Origin of the sequence: Variovorax soli, assembly GCF_031454625.1 — a bacterium.
Classification (GTDB): domain Bacteria; phylum Pseudomonadota; class Gammaproteobacteria; order Burkholderiales; family Burkholderiaceae_C; genus Variovorax; species Variovorax soli_A.
On record NZ_JAVDRF010000002.1, the window covers coordinates 334,425 to 350,821 of the forward strand.

17 protein-coding genes are annotated in these 16,397 nt (G+C 69.6%); 13 read left to right on the plus strand and 4 right to left on the minus strand.

Features of this window, described 5'->3' with window-relative positions; all coding sequences use genetic code 11:
- Positions 1-121: 121 nt before the first annotated feature.
- The 12 genes from nac (at position 122) to J2739_RS05535 (ending at position 9,923) form a co-directional block, all read left to right on the plus strand.
- Positions 122-1,060, plus strand: a complete 939-nt coding sequence (nac, locus tag J2739_RS05480) for a nitrogen assimilation transcriptional regulator NAC (RefSeq protein WP_309899337.1) — start codon at positions 122-124, stop codon at positions 1,058-1,060.
- 133 nt (positions 1,061-1,193) lie between these two features.
- Positions 1,194-1,649: an acetyl-CoA carboxylase biotin carboxyl carrier protein gene (locus J2739_RS05485; protein ID WP_309899339.1), complete on the plus strand. Its 456-nt coding sequence runs from the start codon at positions 1,194-1,196 to the stop codon at positions 1,647-1,649.
- Positions 1,650-1,661: 12 nt separating this feature from the next.
- The gene (gene accC, locus J2739_RS05490) at positions 1,662-3,014 is read left to right on the plus strand and encodes an acetyl-CoA carboxylase biotin carboxylase subunit (protein ID WP_309899341.1); all 1,353 of its coding nucleotides are present in this window, start codon (positions 1,662-1,664) and stop codon (positions 3,012-3,014) included.
- Complete coding sequence (pxpB, locus tag J2739_RS05495; protein ID WP_309899342.1) at positions 3,011-3,679, plus strand: 5-oxoprolinase subunit PxpB; 669 nt, start codon at positions 3,011-3,013, stop codon at positions 3,677-3,679. The genes accC and pxpB overlap by 4 nt, the downstream gene beginning before the upstream one ends.
- Positions 3,676-4,662, plus strand: coding sequence for a 5-oxoprolinase subunit C family protein (locus J2739_RS05500; RefSeq protein WP_309899345.1), 987 nt, complete (start codon positions 3,676-3,678; stop codon positions 4,660-4,662). The genes pxpB and J2739_RS05500 overlap by 4 nt, the downstream gene beginning before the upstream one ends.
- Position 4,663: 1 nt before the next feature.
- Positions 4,664-5,080 (plus strand): acetyl-CoA carboxylase biotin carboxyl carrier protein, encoded by a 417-nt coding sequence (locus J2739_RS05505; RefSeq protein WP_309899347.1) that lies wholly within the window; start codon positions 4,664-4,666, stop codon positions 5,078-5,080.
- Positions 5,081-5,093: 13 nt separating this feature from the next.
- Positions 5,094-5,858: a LamB/YcsF family protein gene (locus tag J2739_RS05510; protein ID WP_309899349.1), complete on the plus strand. Its 765-nt coding sequence runs from the start codon at positions 5,094-5,096 to the stop codon at positions 5,856-5,858.
- Positions 5,859-5,971: 113 nt separating this feature from the next.
- Complete coding sequence (locus J2739_RS05515; RefSeq protein WP_309899350.1) at positions 5,972-6,724, plus strand: SDR family oxidoreductase; 753 nt, start codon at positions 5,972-5,974, stop codon at positions 6,722-6,724.
- 31 nt (positions 6,725-6,755) lie between these two features.
- The gene (locus J2739_RS05520) at positions 6,756-7,457 is read left to right on the plus strand and encodes an amino acid ABC transporter permease (RefSeq protein WP_309899352.1); all 702 of its coding nucleotides are present in this window, start codon (positions 6,756-6,758) and stop codon (positions 7,455-7,457) included.
- A gap of 3 nt (positions 7,458-7,460) precedes the next feature.
- On the plus strand, positions 7,461-8,219 hold the full coding sequence (locus tag J2739_RS05525; protein ID WP_309899354.1) for an amino acid ABC transporter permease: 759 nt from the start codon (positions 7,461-7,463) through the stop codon (positions 8,217-8,219).
- Between the two features lie 82 nt (positions 8,220-8,301).
- Positions 8,302-9,036 carry an amino acid ABC transporter ATP-binding protein gene (locus J2739_RS05530; RefSeq protein WP_309899957.1) on the plus strand — a complete coding sequence of 245 codons (735 nt, stop codon included), beginning with the start codon at positions 8,302-8,304 and terminating at the stop codon, positions 9,034-9,036.
- 44 nt (positions 9,037-9,080) lie between these two features.
- The gene (locus tag J2739_RS05535; protein ID WP_309899356.1) at positions 9,081-9,923 is read left to right on the plus strand and encodes an ABC transporter substrate-binding protein; all 843 of its coding nucleotides are present in this window, start codon (positions 9,081-9,083) and stop codon (positions 9,921-9,923) included.
- A gap of 712 nt (positions 9,924-10,635) precedes the next feature.
- Here J2739_RS05535 and J2739_RS05540 read toward each other — a convergent pair.
- Both J2739_RS05540 and J2739_RS05545 read right to left on the minus strand, forming a co-directional pair.
- Entirely contained in the window at positions 10,636-11,607 is a 972-nt protein-coding gene (locus J2739_RS05540) for a Bug family tripartite tricarboxylate transporter substrate binding protein (protein ID WP_309899358.1), read from the minus strand.
- A complete protein-coding gene (locus J2739_RS05545; protein ID WP_309899360.1) occupies positions 11,604-13,052 on the minus strand; it encodes a M20 family metallopeptidase in 1,449 nt (482 codons plus the stop codon). Before J2739_RS05545 ends, J2739_RS05540 begins: the two co-directional genes overlap by 4 nt.
- A gap of 113 nt (positions 13,053-13,165) precedes the next feature.
- Here J2739_RS05545 and J2739_RS05550 point away from each other — a divergent pair, with 113 nt between their 5' ends.
- Complete coding sequence (locus J2739_RS05550; protein WP_309899362.1) at positions 13,166-14,110, plus strand: LysR family transcriptional regulator; 945 nt, start codon at positions 13,166-13,168, stop codon at positions 14,108-14,110.
- A 55-nt stretch (positions 14,111-14,165) separates the two neighbouring features.
- On the opposite strand, the gene J2739_RS05555 is transcribed toward J2739_RS05550, so the two are convergent.
- Together J2739_RS05555 and J2739_RS05560 are read right to left on the minus strand one after the other, a co-directional pair.
- A complete protein-coding gene (locus J2739_RS05555) occupies positions 14,166-15,398 on the minus strand; it encodes a GNAT family N-acetyltransferase (RefSeq protein ID WP_309899364.1) in 1,233 nt (410 codons plus the stop codon).
- 10 nt (positions 15,399-15,408) lie between these two features.
- Positions 15,409-16,347: a DMT family transporter gene (locus J2739_RS05560; RefSeq protein ID WP_309899366.1), complete on the minus strand. Its 939-nt coding sequence runs from the start codon at positions 16,345-16,347 to the stop codon at positions 15,409-15,411.
- Positions 16,348-16,397 lie beyond the last annotated feature (50 nt).

A 16,397-nucleotide genomic window follows, 5' to 3' on the forward strand; every position in this document is an offset into this window, starting at 1 on the left:
GCACAACGCCTCCTCGAGGCCAAGACGAGATCGCTCTGGTTCGATAGGTGGAGCTTATGGTGAGCCCGGGTACGCCGGCGCGAACACCGGTGCTAGGCTCGGCTTTTGCCAGGAGCAAGGCGTGAACCTCAGGCGCCTCAAATACTTCGTCAAGATCGTGGATATCGGCAGCCTCACGCAGGCGGCCGAGGTGCTCTTCATCGCCCAGCCGGCGCTGAGCCAGCAGCTCGCCACGCTCGAGGGCGAAGTGCGCCAGCAACTGCTTGTGCGCACCAAGCGCGGCGTCACGCCCACCGAGGCCGGCAAGGTGCTCTACCGCCATGCGCAGATCATCCTGCGCCAGTGCGAGCAGGCGCGCGTCGACATGGAAGCGGCCGGCGCCGGCCTGTCGGGCCAGGTGTCGGTGGGGCTGGCACCGGGCACGGCCGCCTCGGCGCTGTCGCTGCCGCTGCTGCGCACCGTGCGTGCGCGCCAGCCCGGCATCCTGCTCTACCTCAACGAGAACTACGGCACCACGCTCAGCGAGCTGATCATGAACGGCCGCATGGACCTCGCCGTGCTCTACGGCGACAAGGCGATCCATGGGCTGACCTTCCTGCCCCTGCTCAAGGAACCCCTGTTCCTGGTGGGGCCGGCCTCGATGCCGCCGCCTGCCGAACCGGTGAAGCTGGCCGACCTGGGCGAGATCGAGCTCTTCCTGCCGCGCCCCTACAACGTGGTGCGCAAGCTGGTCGATGCAGCCTTCGTGCGCGCGGGCAAGGTGCCGCGCGTGGTGGCCGAGATCGAGTCGGCCTTCACGTTGACGGCCGCCATCGCCGATGGGCTCGGCGCGACCATCCTGCCGGCCTCGATGGCACGCGAGGTGACCGCCTCCTGCGGGGCCTGGAAGTTCCAGATCGTCGACCCGGTGATCGAGGCGCCGCTGGCGCTGTGCCAGTCGGACCATCTGCCGCTGTCCGAGCCCGCGCAGGCGGTGAAGGACATCCTGCTCGAACTCGTGACCGACCTGGCCGTTCACGTCGCCGCCACGCCCCAACCCGAGCTCAGCGCCTTGTCATAAGGCGCCCTTATTGCGGCACAGCCAATCCGTCTTGGGCTTTGCGCCCGCGGGCCGGTACCGTTCATGCCTGCCGTCACGCGTTCGCCGAACACGTCGGCGTTTCGAGTTCTTCTGTCGCGAGGCGGAGACCGGCATGAATCAGGAACAGATCAAGACGCTCATCGACGCACTGGCTGCCTCGGACCTGTCCGAGCTGGAGTTCAGCGAGAACGGCTGCACGCTGCGGCTGGTGAAGCAGTCGGCGCTGGCCGCGGCAGCGCCGCGGCGCGCCGACGTCTCGACACAGCAGGCCCGCATCCCGGCAACGGACCCCGCTGCGCCGCAACCGGTGGAAGGGCAGCCGCCCGCCTCCATCGAATGCCTGGCGCCGCTCTACGGCGTGGTGCATCTGCAGCCGACGCCCGGCGAGCCGCCCTTCGTGCAGGCCGGACAGGCCGTCCGGGCCGGCCAGACGCTGTGCGTCATCGAGGCCATGAAAGTCTTCAACGAAGTGCGCGCCGAACGCGATGCCACCGTGCAAGCGGTGCTGGTGCGCTCCGGCCAGGAGGTCGAGGCCGGCCAGGCGCTGTTGCGCTTCGACCTTGCATAGGGAGCGAAGAACATGTTCGACACCGTGCTCATCGCCAACCGGGGAGAGATCGCCCTGCGCATCCAGCGCGCCTGCCGCGGCCTCGGGCTCAAGACCGTCGTGGTGCACTCCGAGGCCGACCGCGAGGCGGGCTACGTGGCGCAGGCGGACCAGGCCCTGTGCATCGGCCCGGCCGCGCCCGGCCAGAGCTACCTGAATCAGTCCGCGGTCCTGTTCGCCGCCGAAGTCAGCGGCGCGCAGGCCATCCATCCGGGCTACGGCTTCCTGTCGGAGAACGCGGGCTTCGCCGAGCGCGTCGAGCAGGCCGGGCTGGTCTTCATCGGCCCGAGCGCGGGCTGCATCCGCACCATGGGCGACAAGGTCGCGGCCAAGCGCGCGATGCGGCGCGCCGGCGTGCCCTGCGTGCCTGGCCCGGACGGCAGCCTGCCGGAGGACCCGGCCGAGGTCCTCGCCCTGGCGCGCGAGATCGGCTTTCCGGTGATCGTGAAGGCGGCGGGCGGCGGCGGCGGCCGCGGCATGCGCGTGGTGCACGAGGAAGCGGCGCTGCCCGACGCGATGTCGCTCACGCGCGAGGAGGCGCGCCGCGCCTTCGGCAACCCCGAGGTCTACATCGAGAAGTTCCTGCTGCATCCGCGCCATGTGGAGATCCAGGTGCTGGCGGACAGCCACGGCAACGCGCTGTGGCTCGGCAGCCGCGACTGTTCGCTCCAGCGGCGGCACCAGAAGGTGATCGAGGAAGCGCCGGCCACCGGCATCGACGAGGCGCTGCTGGCCGAGGTCGGCGAGCGCTGCGCCGCAGCCTGCCGGCAGATCGGCTATTGCGGCGTCGGCACTTTCGAATTTCTGTACGAGCAGGGCGCCTTCTACTTCATCGAGATGAACACCCGCCTCCAGGTGGAGCACCCCGTGACCGAGATGACCAGCGGCATCGACATCGTGCAGCAGCAGCTGCGCGTGGCCCGCGGCGAGCGGCTCGCCTTCACGCAGGCCGACGTGCGTTGCCAGGGCCATGCGATCGAGTGCCGGATCAATGCCGAGCACCCCGACACCTTCGCGCCCTCGCCGGGGCGCATCGGCGGCTGGCAGCTGCCGGGCGGCTTCGGGGTACGCGTGGATTCGCATGCCGGCGCGGGCTACCGCGTGCCGCCGTACTACGACTCGATGATCGCCAAGCTGATCGTGCAGGGCAGCACGCGCGAGGACGCGCTGGACCGCATGCGCCTGGCGCTGGCCGAAACGCGCATCGAGGGGATCGAGACCAACGTGCCGCTGCACCGCGAGATCCTGCGCGACGAGGGCTTCGCGGCCGGCGGCGTGGACATCCACCACCTCGAGCGCTGGCTGCAGCAAAGGAGCGCCGCATGAGGGCCGCTGCCGCATCCGTCAGCCTGCTGGGCACCACGGCGCTGTTGTTCGAGGCGCCCGGCGAGCTCGCGCTGCCCTCGCAGCAGCGCATCTGGGCGCTCGCGCACGAGGCGCAGGGCTGGCCCGAGGTGCGCGAAGCCGTGCCGGGCATGAACAACCTCATGCTCACCTTCGAGCGGCCGCCGCGCAGCGCCGCGGCGCTGGACGCGCTGGAGGCCCGCCTGCAAGCGGCCTGGGACGCGGCCTCGCCGCTGCCGCTGGAGGGGCGCCTGGTCGAACTCCCGGTGGTCTACGGCGGCGAGGGCGGCCCGCACATGGCCGACGTGGTGGCGCACACCGGCCTGAGCGTGGAGGAGGTCGTCGAGCTGCACAGCATGCGGGTCTATCCGGTGTATGCGCTCGGCAGCCATCCGGGCTACTGCTACCTCGGCGGCATGGACCCGCGCATCGCCACGCCGCGCCGCAAGGTCCCGGTGCTGAGCATTCCGGGCGGCGCGGTGTCGATCGGCGGCGCGCAGACCGGCGTGTCCGCCTCGGCCGGGCCGAGCGGCTGGAACACCATCGGCAGCACCGCCATGTCCTTCTTCGATCCGTCGCAGGACCCGCCGGCGATGCTGCAGCCGGGCGACATGATCCGCTTCCGGGTCGAGGGAGTCGTCAAATGATCGAAGTGCTTTCCTCCGCCGCGCTGGCCACCGTGCAGGACATGGGGCGCACCGGCAGCCTGCGCTGGGGCGTGGGCACCTCCGGGGCCATGGACAAGCTGGCGCTGGCGGCCGGCAACCTGCTGCTGGGCAATGGGCTCGGTGCGGCCGCCATCGAGGTGCCGGTGTTTCCCTTCAAGCTGCGCTTCGACCAGGACTGCGCCTTTTCGCTCACCGGTGCCGATTGCGCGGCGCGGCTCGACGAAGCGCCGCTGCTGCCCTGGTGGGTGCACCAGGCGCGCGCCGGGCAGACGCTCACGCTGGGCCTGCCGCAAGGCGGCCGGCACCGCGGCAGCCGGGCCATGCTGTGCCTGGCCGGCGGCGTGGACGTGCCCGAGGTCCTGGGCTCGCGCAGCACCCAGCTGCGCGGCGCCTTCGGCGGCCACGAAGGCCGCGCGCTGCGCCGCGGCGATGCGCTGCGTGCGGCCGGCGAGGGGCAGGCCTGCCGGACCGGCTTCGGCCTCGTGCCGCCGGCCCTCAGCCTGCCGCTGCAGGTGGACGGCCTGCCCGCGGTGCGGGTGCTGCCCGCCGCCGAATACGAGGGCTTCGAGGAAGCCTCGCGCGCCGCCTTCTGGGCCGGCCAATGGAAGATCACCGCGCAGAGCGACCGCTACGGCTACCGGCTCGACGGCGAGGCCTTGCGGCCCATCGAGCCGATGGAGGTGCGCTCGCACGGCATCGTGCCCGGCGTGATCCAGGTGCCGCACAGCGGGCAGCCCATCATCCAGATGCGCGATGCCCAGCCCTCGGGCGGTTATCCGAAGCTGGGCACCGTGATCGAGGCCGACCTCTGGCGCCTCGGCCAGGCGCCGATCGGCAGCCGCATCCGCTTCGTCGAATGCAACTGGGACGAGGCCGTGGCCGCACAGGACGAGATCGAGGCCTGGCTCGCGAGGGTGGGGCGCATGGTCGACCTGCAACGCAGCGCGCCGCGCATCCATTGACATGAAGACCCCCGCACAAGTCCAGGAGCTCGCCGCCTGGCTGGCTGCCACCGACATCGGCCTGTTGGAGCTGCGCATGCCCGATGGCGTGCTGCGATTGGGGCGTGCAGGTGCGAGCGGAGGCGAGGTCGTGCAGCTGGATGCGCAGGACGAGGGCGCGCCATCGGCGCCGCCGCCATGCATCGCTGCCGCGCCGTCGGTGGGCGTGTTCCTGCGCGCCCACCCGCTGCACGCCGTGCCGCTGGCGGGCCCGGGCGAGCGCGTGTCCGCGGGACAGGCCCTCGGCTTGATGAAGATCGGCCCGCTGCTGCTGCCGGTGCCTGCGCCGCAGTCCGGCGTGCTGATCGCCTTCCTGGTGCCCGACGGCCAGAGTGTGGGCTGGGGCACCGCGCTGGTCGAACTGCGGCCCGTCGAATGAGGAGTACACCGTCATGGACATCGATCTGAACGCCGATCTGGGCGAGGGCTTCGGGCCCTGGCGCATGGGCGAGGACGAGGCGCTGCTGGAGATCGTCAGCTCCGCCAACGTGGCCTGCGGCTTCCATGCCGGCGACCCGGTCATCATGGACCGCACGGTCCGCCTGGCCCGCGAGCGAGCCGTGGACGTGGGGGCGCATGTGGGTTTTCCCGACCTGCTCGGCTTCGGGCGCCGCCCGATGCAGATCGACGTCGCGGAGCTCGCCACCTACGTCACCTATCAGCTCGGCGCGCTGGCGGGCATGGCGCGCTCGGCCGGCCACCGCATGACGCACATGAGCTTCCACGGCGCGCTGGGCAACATGGCGGCCGCCGATGCTGCGCTGGCCGGCCCGCTGGTGCGCGCGGTGGCGGACTTCGACCCCGGGCTCGTCATCAGCTCCTCGGCCAGCCGCGCCATCGAGGACGCCGCCGAGCGCTGCGGCCTGCGCGTGGCGCGCACCTTCCTGGCCGACCGCGCCTGCGACGACGAGGGCCTGCTGGTGCCGCGCAAGCTGCCCGGCGCTGTCATCCACGATCGCGAAGCCGTGCTGGCGCGCGTGCGTCAGCTGCTGGAGGAGGGCACCGTGGCCAGTCATGGCGGCCGGAAGATCGCGATGAACGTGCGCTCCATCCTCGTGCACGGCGACACGCCCGGCGCGGTCGAACTGGCCCGCGCGGTGCGCGGCGTGGTCGAGGCGGTCGGCCGCGTGGTGCCGATCTCGCGCCAGCTGGCCTGAAGTCCCGCAGGCGGGCGACATAAGGACGCCTTATCTCTCCACAGCCATTCCGTCTTGGCGCCCTTGCGCCCTGCTCGATACAGTGAATTCGTCCTCACGAAAGAAGCCCAAAGATGCCCTTCTCCGATTACAAGACCGCGCTGGTGACGGGTGCCTCCTCCGGCATCGGCGCCGCAGTCGTCGAGCGCCTCTGCAAGGAGGGCCTGCAGGTCCACGCGCTCGCGCGCAGCGCCGACAAGCTGGCCGAGCTCGCCGCGCGCACCGGTTGCATCCCGCACGCCATCGATGTGAGCGACCTCGACGGCGTCACGCGCCTGGCGCAGGAGATTCCCTTCGACGTGCTGGTCAACAACGCCGGCGTCGACCGACCTGGCTCGATCCTGAAAGCCGACGCCGAGGGCATCGACCTGCTGGTCGACGTCAATCTGCGCGCCGTGCTGCACCTGTGCCGGCTGGTCGTGCCGGGCATGGTCGAGCGCGACCGCGGCCACGTGGTCAACATCAGCTCGATCGCAGGCGCCTACAACTTCGGCGGCAACAGCACCTACCACGCGACCAAGGCCGCGGTGAGCATGCTGTCGCGCCAACTGCGCATCGATGTCTTCGGCAAGCGCGTGCGCGTGACCGAGATCTGCCCGGGACGCGTGGCCACCGACATCTTCGCGCACGTGCACGGCAATGCGCAGGAGATGCACGAGCGCTTCATCGAGGGCTTCGAGCTGCCGCAGGCCGAGGACATCGCCGATGCGATCGCCTTCGCCATTGCCGCGCCGGTCGCGGTCAACGTGGGCCACATGGAGATCACGCCGACGCTGCAGGTGCCGGGCGGCCTCTCCACCACGCGGCCGGAAACGCCCCGCGGCTGAGACGCCACCACCACGCGCAAGAGGAGCAGGCATGAAGGATTTCGATCTGCTGGCCGTCCTGCTGAAGCCGGAGTTCGGCGCCATGCTGCTGCACGGCGTGGAGATGACGCTGAAGATCGCGGCCGGCTCCTGGCTGCTCGCGATGAGCCTGGCCCTCGTGCTGCTGACCGTGCGCCTGACCTCCAGCCGCATCGCCGAGCGCGTGGTCGCCGCTTATGTGTCCTACCACCGCAACGTGCCGACGCTGGTGCAGCTGATGCTCTGGTACTTCGGCATCTTCAGCCTGCTGCCGCAGTTCCTGCAGGGCTGGCTGTCCGAGCACAACGCCGAGGCCATCCTCTCGATCGTCGCACTCGGCCTGTGCCAGGCCGCCTACTTCAGCGAGGACATGCGCTCGGGCCTGCGCTCCATTCCGGCGGGCCAGGCCGAGGCCGCGCGTGCACTGGGCCACAGCTACATCGGCTCGATGCGCCACGTCATGCTGCCGCAGGCGGTCCGCAACGCGATCCCCGCGCTGGTCAACCACAGCGTGTCGCTCTTCAAGAACAGCAGCCTGGCCATGGCCATCGGTGTGGCCGAGTTGACGCATGCGGTCAAGGAGGTGGAGAGCCAGAGCTTCCGCGCCTTCGAGGCCTACAGCGTCGCGACGGTGCTGTACCTCGCCTTCTCGCTGTTCATCATGGCCGCGGGTGGCTGGGTGGCGCGGCACTACCGCATTGCCGGGGCGAGGTGAGCGATGTTGAGCGTCTTCGAGATCCTGCGCGACAACTGGCTGCTGCTGCTCGTCGGCCAGTACCCCAACGGGCCGATGGGCGGCATCGTCGCCACGCTGATCCTGTCGGTGCTGGGCATCGTGCTGGCGTTCCCGCTGTCGGTGCTGATGGCGCTGGCGCGGCTGTCCCCCTGGAAGCTGCTGCGCTGGCCGGCGACGGTGCTGGTGTACGTCGTGCGCGGCGTGCCGCTGCTGATGGTGATCCTGTGGGTCTACTTCCTGGTGCCGATCCTGGTCGGCCGCGAGATCTCGGGCTTCACGACCATGCTGTGCACGCTGGTGATCTACGAGGGCGCCTATCTGTCGGAGGTGGTCCGCGCCGGCATCCTGGCCCTGCCCAAAGGGCAGACCGAGGCAGCGCGCGCGCTCGGCCACAGCCACCTCGGGACCATGTGGTACGTGATCCTGCCGCAGGCGCTCTACAACATGCTGCCGAGCATGCTGAGCCAGTTCATCTCCACCATCAAGGAAACGACGCTGGGCTACGTGATCAACGTGAACGAGCTCACCTTCGCGGCCAACCAGATCAACAACCAGCTGCTGACCAAGCCCTTCCAGGTGTTCTTCATCCTGGCGATGACCTACTACGTGGTGTGCTTCAGCCTTACGCAGCTTGCGCAGTGGCTGGAACGGCGCATCGCCCACAAGCGCCTCGGCGCGGCGACGGCGCAGCTGTCGCCGGAGGGCGCTTCGCTGCCGCCGCCGGTCGCGGCCAATCCCTGACGAGCCGCGCAAGACGGCCCGCAACGACATGAACACAGGAGACAGACCCATGCCCAGCCCCGCGACTCGTGACGACGCTCCCATGATCCTGTTTTCCAACATCAACAAGTGGTACGGCGACTACCAGGCCCTGACCGACGTCAACGCCGAGGTGCGCAAGGGCGAGGTGGTGGTGGTCTGCGGACCCTCGGGCTCCGGCAAGTCGACGCTGATCCGCACCGTCAACCGGCTCGAGGAAATCAAGTCGGGCCAGTTGCTCTTCGACGGTCACGACATCCACGCGCCCATGGGCAGCGGGGCGCTCAACAAGCTGCGCAGCCGCATCGGCTTCGTGTTCCAGAGCTTCAACCTGTTCCCGCACCTGTCGGTGCTGGAGAACATCATGCTCTCGCCGATGCGCGTGCTCGGCGTCAAGCGCTCCGATGCCAAGGCCAAGGCGATGCAGCTGCTGGAGCGTGTGGGCCTGGCCGCCAAGGCCGGCGCCTATCCGGCGCAGCTCTCGGGCGGCCAGCAGCAGCGGGTGGCGATCGCGCGCGCCCTCGCCATGGAGCCGCCCGCCATGCTCTTCGACGAGCCCACCAGCGCACTCGATCCCGAGATGGTCGGCGAGGTGCTGGCGGTGATGCGGGGCCTTGCCAACGACGGCATGACCATGATGTGCGTCACGCACGAGATGAACTTCGCCCGCGAGGTCGCCGACCGCGTCTGGTTCATGGACGCCGGCCGCATCCTCGAGAAGGCCGAGCCGGCCACCTTCTTCAGCAGTCCGCAGCATCCGCGCGCGCAGCGCTTCCTGTCCGACCTGCGCGCGCATTGAGACCGCCCATTCCCTTTCCAACAGCACCTCACCAGGAGTTCATCATGTCGAAGAAGACCGTGTTCCGTCTCGCCGCCATCGGTTGCGGCCTTGCCACGCTGTCCCTGCTGGCCCACGCGGACCAATGGGATGAGATCCAGCAACGCAAGGAACTCAAGTGCGGCACCTTCGCCGACGTGCCGCCCTTCGCCGCGCCCGATCCCAAGACGCGCGAGATGGTGGGCTTCGACGTCGATCTCTGCAATGCCCTCGCCAAGCAGCTGGGGCTCACGGCCAAGATCACGCCGCTGTCGGTCGAAGCGCGTGTGCCCGAGGTCAAGCTTGGCCGTGTCGACGTGACGGTGGCCAACCTGGCCTACACCAAGAGCCGCGGCGAGCAGATCCAGTTCAGCGATCCGTACTACGTGGCCAAGGAGATGCTGGCCGTGAAGGCCTCCGATCCCGGCACCACCAAGGCCGACTTCAAGGGCAAACGCCTGAGCTCGACCAAGGGCTCGACCTCGGAGTTGTCGATCAAGATGAACGGGTCCGAACCGGTGACCTTCCAGGACACGGGTTCGGCCTACATGGCGGTGCAGCAGAACAAGTCGGTGGGCATGGTCGCGAACACCATGACCATCACCAAGCTGGTCAATCAGTCGAAGACCTCCGGGGTCGAGCTCAAGATGATCAAGGAGCCGATGGTGCTGCAGCCGATCGGCATCGGCATGAAGAAGGACGAGCCGGTGCTGCTCGCCAAGGTCAATGGAGCGCTGATGGCGCTCGACAAGTCCGGCGAGATCGACCGCATCTGGGCCAAGTGGCTGGGGCCGAACACCGAGTACAAGATGACGCGGGACGAGAAGGTGACGCCGCTGTCGGAGCTGAAGTTCGAATTGCTGCCTTGATTCGAAGCGTTTCGCTACTCGTCGCGGCTGAGGGCGCAAGCGGGCATGCAGCTTGCGCGCCGCGGGAGGTGGTCTGCGGCCCGGGCTCATACTGGGGCGGTCGTCGCTTCGCGCCGACTCCGCTGCGGTGCTCGTCTGGGGGCGGCGCCGCGGAACTCGCTACGCGCTCCTTCGGCGCGCTTCGCTCGAACAGCCGCGGCGAGTCAGATCACGAAGCGCGCCTGTCCTTCGGCAGGCGCGCCCGCCCCCAGACTGCGCTCCTCGCCGCCCCAGAAATCGCCCGGTCCGCAGACCACCTCCCGCGGAGGAAGCGTCAGGGGTTGTTCTGAATACCGCACCCGCTCCGGCATTCGGGGAGACCGGCACAACGCATCCCGCAAAGGTGCCCGCGGGTCCGCTGCGGCGCGCCTCTGTGGCGCCGAGGAGCGCAGCGTCGCCGGCCGCACGCCTGCCGGAGGACAGGCGTGCATCGTTGTCTGACTTGCCGCAGCTGTTTGAACGGAGTGAACGAAGTGAACGCAGTGAGTTCTGCGGCAGGCCGGTGACGCGAGCACCGCAGGGGAGTCGGCGCGAAGCGACGACCGCCACGGTGGCGCGCCGCAGCGGACCCGTGGGCACCTTTGCAGCGCGCAGCCCCATGAGCGCTCTTCTACCTTAGCGGGGTTGGGCGCCTTTGCAATGCGCAGGCCCATGAACGCTCGTTCAATTCGAGTCACTCGGCCGCGATGCCTGCACGGTGGGCCAACGCCCGGTAGCGCGAAATCTCCGACTCCATCAGGCTGCGAAAGGGCGCGGCACCGATCATCACCGGCTCCATGCCCTGGGCGCGGAATTGGTCCTGCAGACGCTTGTCGGCCATGGCGGCACCGACCGCTGCCGTGAGTTTCTGCAGCACCGGCCCAGGCGTACCGGCAGGTGCGGCCAGCCCGTACCAGCCCTCGAAGGTGGCATCCGGCAGCTTGAGTTCCGTCATCGTCGGGACTTCGGGCAGCGTGCTCGAGCGCGTCGTGCCCACGATGGCCAGCGCACGCAGCTTGCCGGAGCGTACATGCGGCGCGACGGCGGCCACGGTGTCGATGACCATCTCGATCTCGCCGCCGATCAGGGCGACCGTGCTCTGGCTGCTGCCCTTGTAGGGTACGTCCTGGAGCTTCACGTCGGCCGCCATCGCGAACATCTCGCCGGCCAGATGCGGGGCGGTGCCGCTGCCGAAGGTGGCGTAGCGGATGCCCTGCGGCCTGGCCTTGGCGGCTGCGGTCAGCTCGCTCACGCTGCGCCAGGGCGAGCCGGCGTTGACGACCAGGACCAGCGGTGCCTTGGCGATGATCGCCACCGGCGCCAGGTCCTTCAGCGGGTCGTAGGGCAGCCGGGCGCGCAAGGCCGCGTTCACGCTGTAGGTGGTCGAGCCCGAGACCAGCAAGGTGTAGCCGTCGGGCTGCGACTTGGCAACGGCGTCGGCGCCGATGATGGTCGCGGCGCCGGGCTTGTTGTCGATCACGACGGGCTGGCCGAGTTGTTCGGCCAGCTTCTGGCCAAGTCCGCGCGCCACGATGTCGGTGCCGCCGCCGGGCGTGAAGGGCACCACCAGCTTGACGGCCTTTGCAGGCCAGGCGTCTACGGCTTGCGCGAGTCCGCTCGCGGCAAGAAGGGCGACGGCGGCGAAGAGATGGGCGAAGGGCTTCATGCGGACTTGGCTTTCGGGGTCGAGGAGAAGGTGGAAGTGCTGGAAGTCGAGGCATGCCACGGCGTGCTCGCAGCCGCATCGCCGAGGTCCCAGTACAGGCCGGCCATGATCTGCAGGCCTTCACGGGCGAGCGGCGCGAGCAGATGTTCGTTGGGCGCATGCTGCGCGCAGGCCGGATACGAGTGCGGCACCCACAGCGTGGGCAGGCCCAGCAGGTCGGCGAACACGTCGTTGGGAAGCGAGCCGGCAAGGTTCGGCAGCACGTCAGGGCGCTGGCCCGTACTCGCCTCGATCGAGCGCTGTGCCCAGCCGACCCAGGGGTTGTCGAGGTCCAGGCGCGTTGCCGCGCCTTCGAGCGTGACCCGCACCTCGACCTGACCGAAGCCCTGCGCATCGAGGTGCGCGCGAAGGATGGCAGCGAGATCGCGCCAAGGCGTGCCCACCACGAAGCGCAGCTGGCAATGCGCCACCGCCTCGCCCGGTATCGCGTTGACCGGGCGTTGCGGCGAGCCCGCGCCGAGAGCGAGCACCTCGATCGTGTTCCAGGCCATCAGGCGCTCGGCCGGGCTCAGGCCGGGCTCGCCCCATTCGGCCTCCACCGCCGGGTCGTCGGCACCGCCGCCGATCGCGATCTCGGCCAGGGCGTCGCGCACCGACGCTGGAATGCCCTTCGGCCGGAGTGCTTCGACCAGGATGCGGCCCTTGGCGTCCACCAGCGTTGCGACGGCATGGCTCAGCACCGTGGCGGGGTTCGCGAGCACGCCGCCCCAGTTGCCCGAGTGGTAGCCGCGCGGCCGCGCGCGCAGTGCGAGGCTGAAGTTGACCGCGCCGCGCGAGCCGAGGAACAGGGTGGGCCGCTGCGCGCTCACGCGTGGCCCGTCGCAGGCGATCAACAGGTCGGCGCGCAGCTTGTCGGCCTGCTGTCTGCAGAGCTCGTGCAGGCCGGGCGATGCCGCTTCCTCGCCCGTCTCGAGCAGCAGCGTCACGTTGTAGCCGAGCTTGCCGCCGCGAGCGCGGATCGCTTGCGCCAGCGCGCCGAGGTTGATGCTGTGCTGGCCCTTGTTGTCGGCGGTGCCGCGGCCGTACCAGCGCTCGCCCTCGACCGTGAGCGTCCAGGGGCCGAGGCCGTCGCGCCACTGCGCATCCTGGCCGCTCACCACGTCGCCGTGACCGTAGCTCAGCACCGTCGGAAGCTCGGGCCCTTCGATGCGGCGAGCGATCAGGAAGGGTCCGCCGCCGGGCGCGGGGTTGTCGATCACCTCGCAGTGGAAGCCGAGCTCCGCGAGCGCCGGCGTCATTTCCTCGCGCAGGTAGGCGCCGAGCGCCGGCGTCACGGCGCCGGTGTCACTCTCGGTGCGAAAGGCGACGCGCCGTTGCAGGTCGGCAAGGAAGCGGCCGTCGTCGAAATAGGCGGCGGCGGCGCGGAGGCAGTCTTGGCGTTGCATGGTCTGGGATTCGGCTGATGGCGGGAGTGCAAGTAAAAGGCCAGATCGCCATTGCGTGAACCACCGAATTCGCAAGCTACCATTGCCTTCAAGGCAAAGCAGAACCGCTCCCCATGGCCACTTCCATCCTCAGCATTCCCATGCGCTACTTCATGGAAGTCGCGGCCCGCGGTTCGGTGAGCCAGGCGGCGACGCGGCTCTACGTGGCGCCCTCGGCGGTCAGCCGGCAGATCGCCAAGCTGGAGGATGCGCTGCAGACCCCATTGTTCGAGCGCAAGGCGCGCGGCATGGCGCTGACGCAGGCCGGCGAGCGCCTGGCCGCGCATCTGCGCACGACCCAGGCGGACACCGAGCAGGTGATCGAGCAGGTGCGCGGCATCGGCGGGCGGGAGGCGGGCCGCGTGCGCGTGGCCTGCACCGAGGGCTTCGCGGCGGGCTTCATCCCGGAGGTGATGCGCCGCTTTCGCGGGGCGCATGCACAAAGCCGGCTGCAGTTGCACATCGGCGCGCCGGACGAGGTCAGCGCGCTCCTGGCGCGCGGCGATGCCGACATTGCGCTGAAGTACGTTGTCGCGCCGGAGCCGGGCTGCCGCATCGAGCACTCGGCGCCGGCGCCCGTGTACGCCCTGATGGCGCCCGACCACCCGCTGGCGCGCCAGCGCGCCGTGAGCGTGGCCGAAGCGGTGCGCTATCCGCTGGCCGTGGGCGCACGGGGCGTCACCGCGCGGCAGCTCTTCGACCTGAGCTGCAGCGTGCAGGGACTGGTCTACGAACCCGTCTTCGTCAGCAATTTTTCTTCGGTCCTGCTGCCGCTGGTGCGCACGCCCGACATCGTGCTGGCGGGACTCCTGACGGCCGTCCACCTGATCGAGAACGGTACCTTGGTTGCGCGGCCCTTCATCGAAGCACAGATGCAGCAGCGCCGGCTGCAGGTGCTGTCGCTGGAAGGACGCACGTTGTCGCCGCTGGCGCAGGCGCTGGTGCAACAACTGGTTGCTGCCATTGCCGGCGGAAGCAAGCGCAGGCTGGGGCGCGCGCGCGCGGTTGCGAGGCGGTGAAGCGGCGGCGCGGTCAGCCTGCCGGCCGCTGCATCTCCAGCAAGCCGCAGGCGGCTTACTCGGCGTGCCGGAAGGGGCTGCGCTCCCCCAGGTGGTCGAGGTAGTTCACGATGCCTTCGTCCTCGCGCTCGAGAAAGCGCTCGACCGCGTCGGCGAAGGCGGGGTGGGCCAGCCAGTGAGCGCTGGTGGTCTTCACCGGCATCAGGGCGCGCGCCATCTTGTGCTCCCCCTGTGCACCGCCCTCGAAGCGCTGCACGCCGTGCGCGATGCACCACGCGAGCGGCTGGTAGTAGCAGGCCTCGAAGTGCAGGCAGTCCACCCGCTCGAGCGCGCCCCAGTAGCGGCCATAGGCGACGGAGGCATCGGCGGACAGTGCGATGAGGCTGCTGGCGATGGGCTTGCCCCCGCGCTCCGCGATGAACAGCAGCCAGGCCTCCGGCAGGTCCTCGGCCATGCGACCGAAGAACTCGGGCTTCAGGTAAGGCGGGTTGCCGTGCTCGCGGTAGGTGCGGGCGTAGCAGCGATAGAAGAAGTCCCAGTCGGCCTCGCGGATGTCGGCGCCGCGTGACCAGCGGAAGCGCACGCCTGCGTCGTGCACCTTGCGGCGCTCCTGGCGGATCTTCTTGCGCTTGTCGTGGGAGAGGCTGGCGAGGAAAGCGTCGAAGTCTTTCCAGCCCGTGATTTCGCCGCCGGGCCGCCCCCGGGCGAAGCGCGCTTCCTGGGGGGACGGCGAGGACACGCCAGGGCCGCTCGCGGGGCCCATGTTCTTCCAATGGAATTGCACGGTGTGCCGCAGCATCAGGCCGGCACCGGCGCAGGCCTCGATGTCCTCGTCGGCGCCGAAAAGCAGGTGCAGCGATGACAGCTCTTCTTGCTTGCACCAGGCGAGCAGCGCCTGCACCAGCAGGGCGCGGCTGGCGGCGTCGCGTGCCAGCAGGCGCGTTCCCGGCACGGGGGTGAAGGGCACCGCCACCACGGCCTTCGGGTAGTAGGCCAGCCCATGCTGCTGGTAGGCGTTGGCCCAGGCCCAGTCGAACACGTACTCGCCGTAGGAGTGGCCCTTGAGGTACATCGGGCAGGCGGCGAGCAGTTCCCGGCCGCGCCACAGTGTCAGGAAACGCGGCACCCAGCCGCTTTCGGGCGAGGCGCTGTTGCTCTGCTCCATGGCGTCCAAATAGGCATGGCGCATGAAGGGGGAGGGCGCGGCCTGCGCGGCCAGCAGGCCGTCCCAGGCGGCGGCGTCGATCTCGGCGGCGGCGCCGTGAATGCGGACGACAGCTTGGGTCAAGAGCGTTCCGTCAGCGGCCGCGCGGGCCGTTGGTCTCGGCGATGTAGATGCCGCCCAGCACCAGGGCCAGCGCCACGGCGTGGTAGGCCGACAGCGGCTCGCCGAGCACGAGCACCGCCAGCAACGGCCCGAAGATCGGCACCAGGTTGAGGAAGACGCCCGCCCGGGCCGGGCCAATCAGGCCAACCGCGCGGATGAAGGTGATCTGCGAAATGAAGGAAGGCAGCAGCCCGACGAACAGGATCAGCGCCCAGCCCGCGACCGTGGGCATGAAGAAGTCGCCCATGGCGACCTCCGCTGCCAGCAGCGGCATCGACACCAGGCAGGCCACCGCCGCGGTCGACGCGAAGAAGACGATGGCGGGCACATCCGGCCGGCGGCGCAGCCCCAGCGCATAGGCGGAATAGAGGAGGCACGCCACGATCATCCAGAGGTCGCCCACGTTGAAGCCCAGCTCGGCCAGCTGCGCCGGATGGCCGCCGGAGGCGACCACCACGATGCCGGCGAGCGTCAGTACCACACCCACCAGTTGCAGTGCCGCGATGCGGGTGCGGAAGAAGAGCAGGCTGCCCAGCAGCACCAGCACCGGAATGGTGCCCTGGATGATCGCGATGTTGATGGCGGTGGTGTGATGCGCCGCGGCGTAGAACAGCGCATTGAAGCCGGTGAAGCCCAGCGTGCCCATCAGCGTGATGAAGCGCCAGGAGGGCAGCAGGGCGCGCCAATGCAGCGCGATCTGCTGACGTGCGCACAGGCCGAGCGCCAGGCAGCAGACGATCCAGCGCGAGAAGGTCAGCATCATCGGCGAGACCTCGCCCACCGCGAGCCGGGCGGCCACGGCGTTCGCGCCCCAGATCAGCGTGGTGAACACCAGCAGCACGTAGGCTTGGTTGTGGAACCAGGGGAAGAAGGAAGAAAAGAGGCCGGTGGAGGAGGAACCTGGGCGCATGGCCCGCCGAGCGTAGCAGCCCGCGCGAACGCGCGTGCGATGCCTTTCCC

Coding starts and splice junctions, on each gene's coding strand:
- J2739_RS05560 (WP_309899366.1), bottom strand. CDS start 16,347: ATGCGCCCAGGTTCCTCCTCCACCGGCCTCTTTTCTTCCTTCTTCCCC.
- J2739_RS05505 (WP_309899347.1), top strand. CDS start 4,664: ATGAAGACCCCCGCACAAGTCCAGGAGCTCGCCGCCTGGCTGGCTGCC.
- J2739_RS05500 (WP_309899345.1), top strand. CDS start 3,676: ATGATCGAAGTGCTTTCCTCCGCCGCGCTGGCCACCGTGCAGGACATG.
- J2739_RS05525 (WP_309899354.1), top strand. CDS start 7,461: ATGTTGAGCGTCTTCGAGATCCTGCGCGACAACTGGCTGCTGCTGCTC.
- J2739_RS05510 (WP_309899349.1), top strand. CDS start 5,094: ATGGACATCGATCTGAACGCCGATCTGGGCGAGGGCTTCGGGCCCTGG.
- J2739_RS05545 (WP_309899360.1), bottom strand. CDS start 13,052: ATGCAACGCCAAGACTGCCTCCGCGCCGCCGCCGCCTATTTCGACGAC.
- J2739_RS05520 (WP_309899352.1), top strand. CDS start 6,756: ATGAAGGATTTCGATCTGCTGGCCGTCCTGCTGAAGCCGGAGTTCGGC.
- J2739_RS05515 (WP_309899350.1), top strand. CDS start 5,972: ATGCCCTTCTCCGATTACAAGACCGCGCTGGTGACGGGTGCCTCCTCC.
- pxpB (WP_309899342.1), top strand. CDS start 3,011: ATGAGGGCCGCTGCCGCATCCGTCAGCCTGCTGGGCACCACGGCGCTG.
- J2739_RS05530 (WP_309899957.1), top strand. CDS start 8,302: ATGATCCTGTTTTCCAACATCAACAAGTGGTACGGCGACTACCAGGCC.
- accC (WP_309899341.1), top strand. CDS start 1,662: ATGTTCGACACCGTGCTCATCGCCAACCGGGGAGAGATCGCCCTGCGC.
- J2739_RS05550 (WP_309899362.1), top strand. CDS start 13,166: ATGGCCACTTCCATCCTCAGCATTCCCATGCGCTACTTCATGGAAGTC.
- J2739_RS05535 (WP_309899356.1), top strand. CDS start 9,081: ATGTCGAAGAAGACCGTGTTCCGTCTCGCCGCCATCGGTTGCGGCCTT.
- J2739_RS05540 (WP_309899358.1), bottom strand. CDS start 11,607: ATGAAGCCCTTCGCCCATCTCTTCGCCGCCGTCGCCCTTCTTGCCGCG.
- J2739_RS05485 (WP_309899339.1), top strand. CDS start 1,194: ATGAATCAGGAACAGATCAAGACGCTCATCGACGCACTGGCTGCCTCG.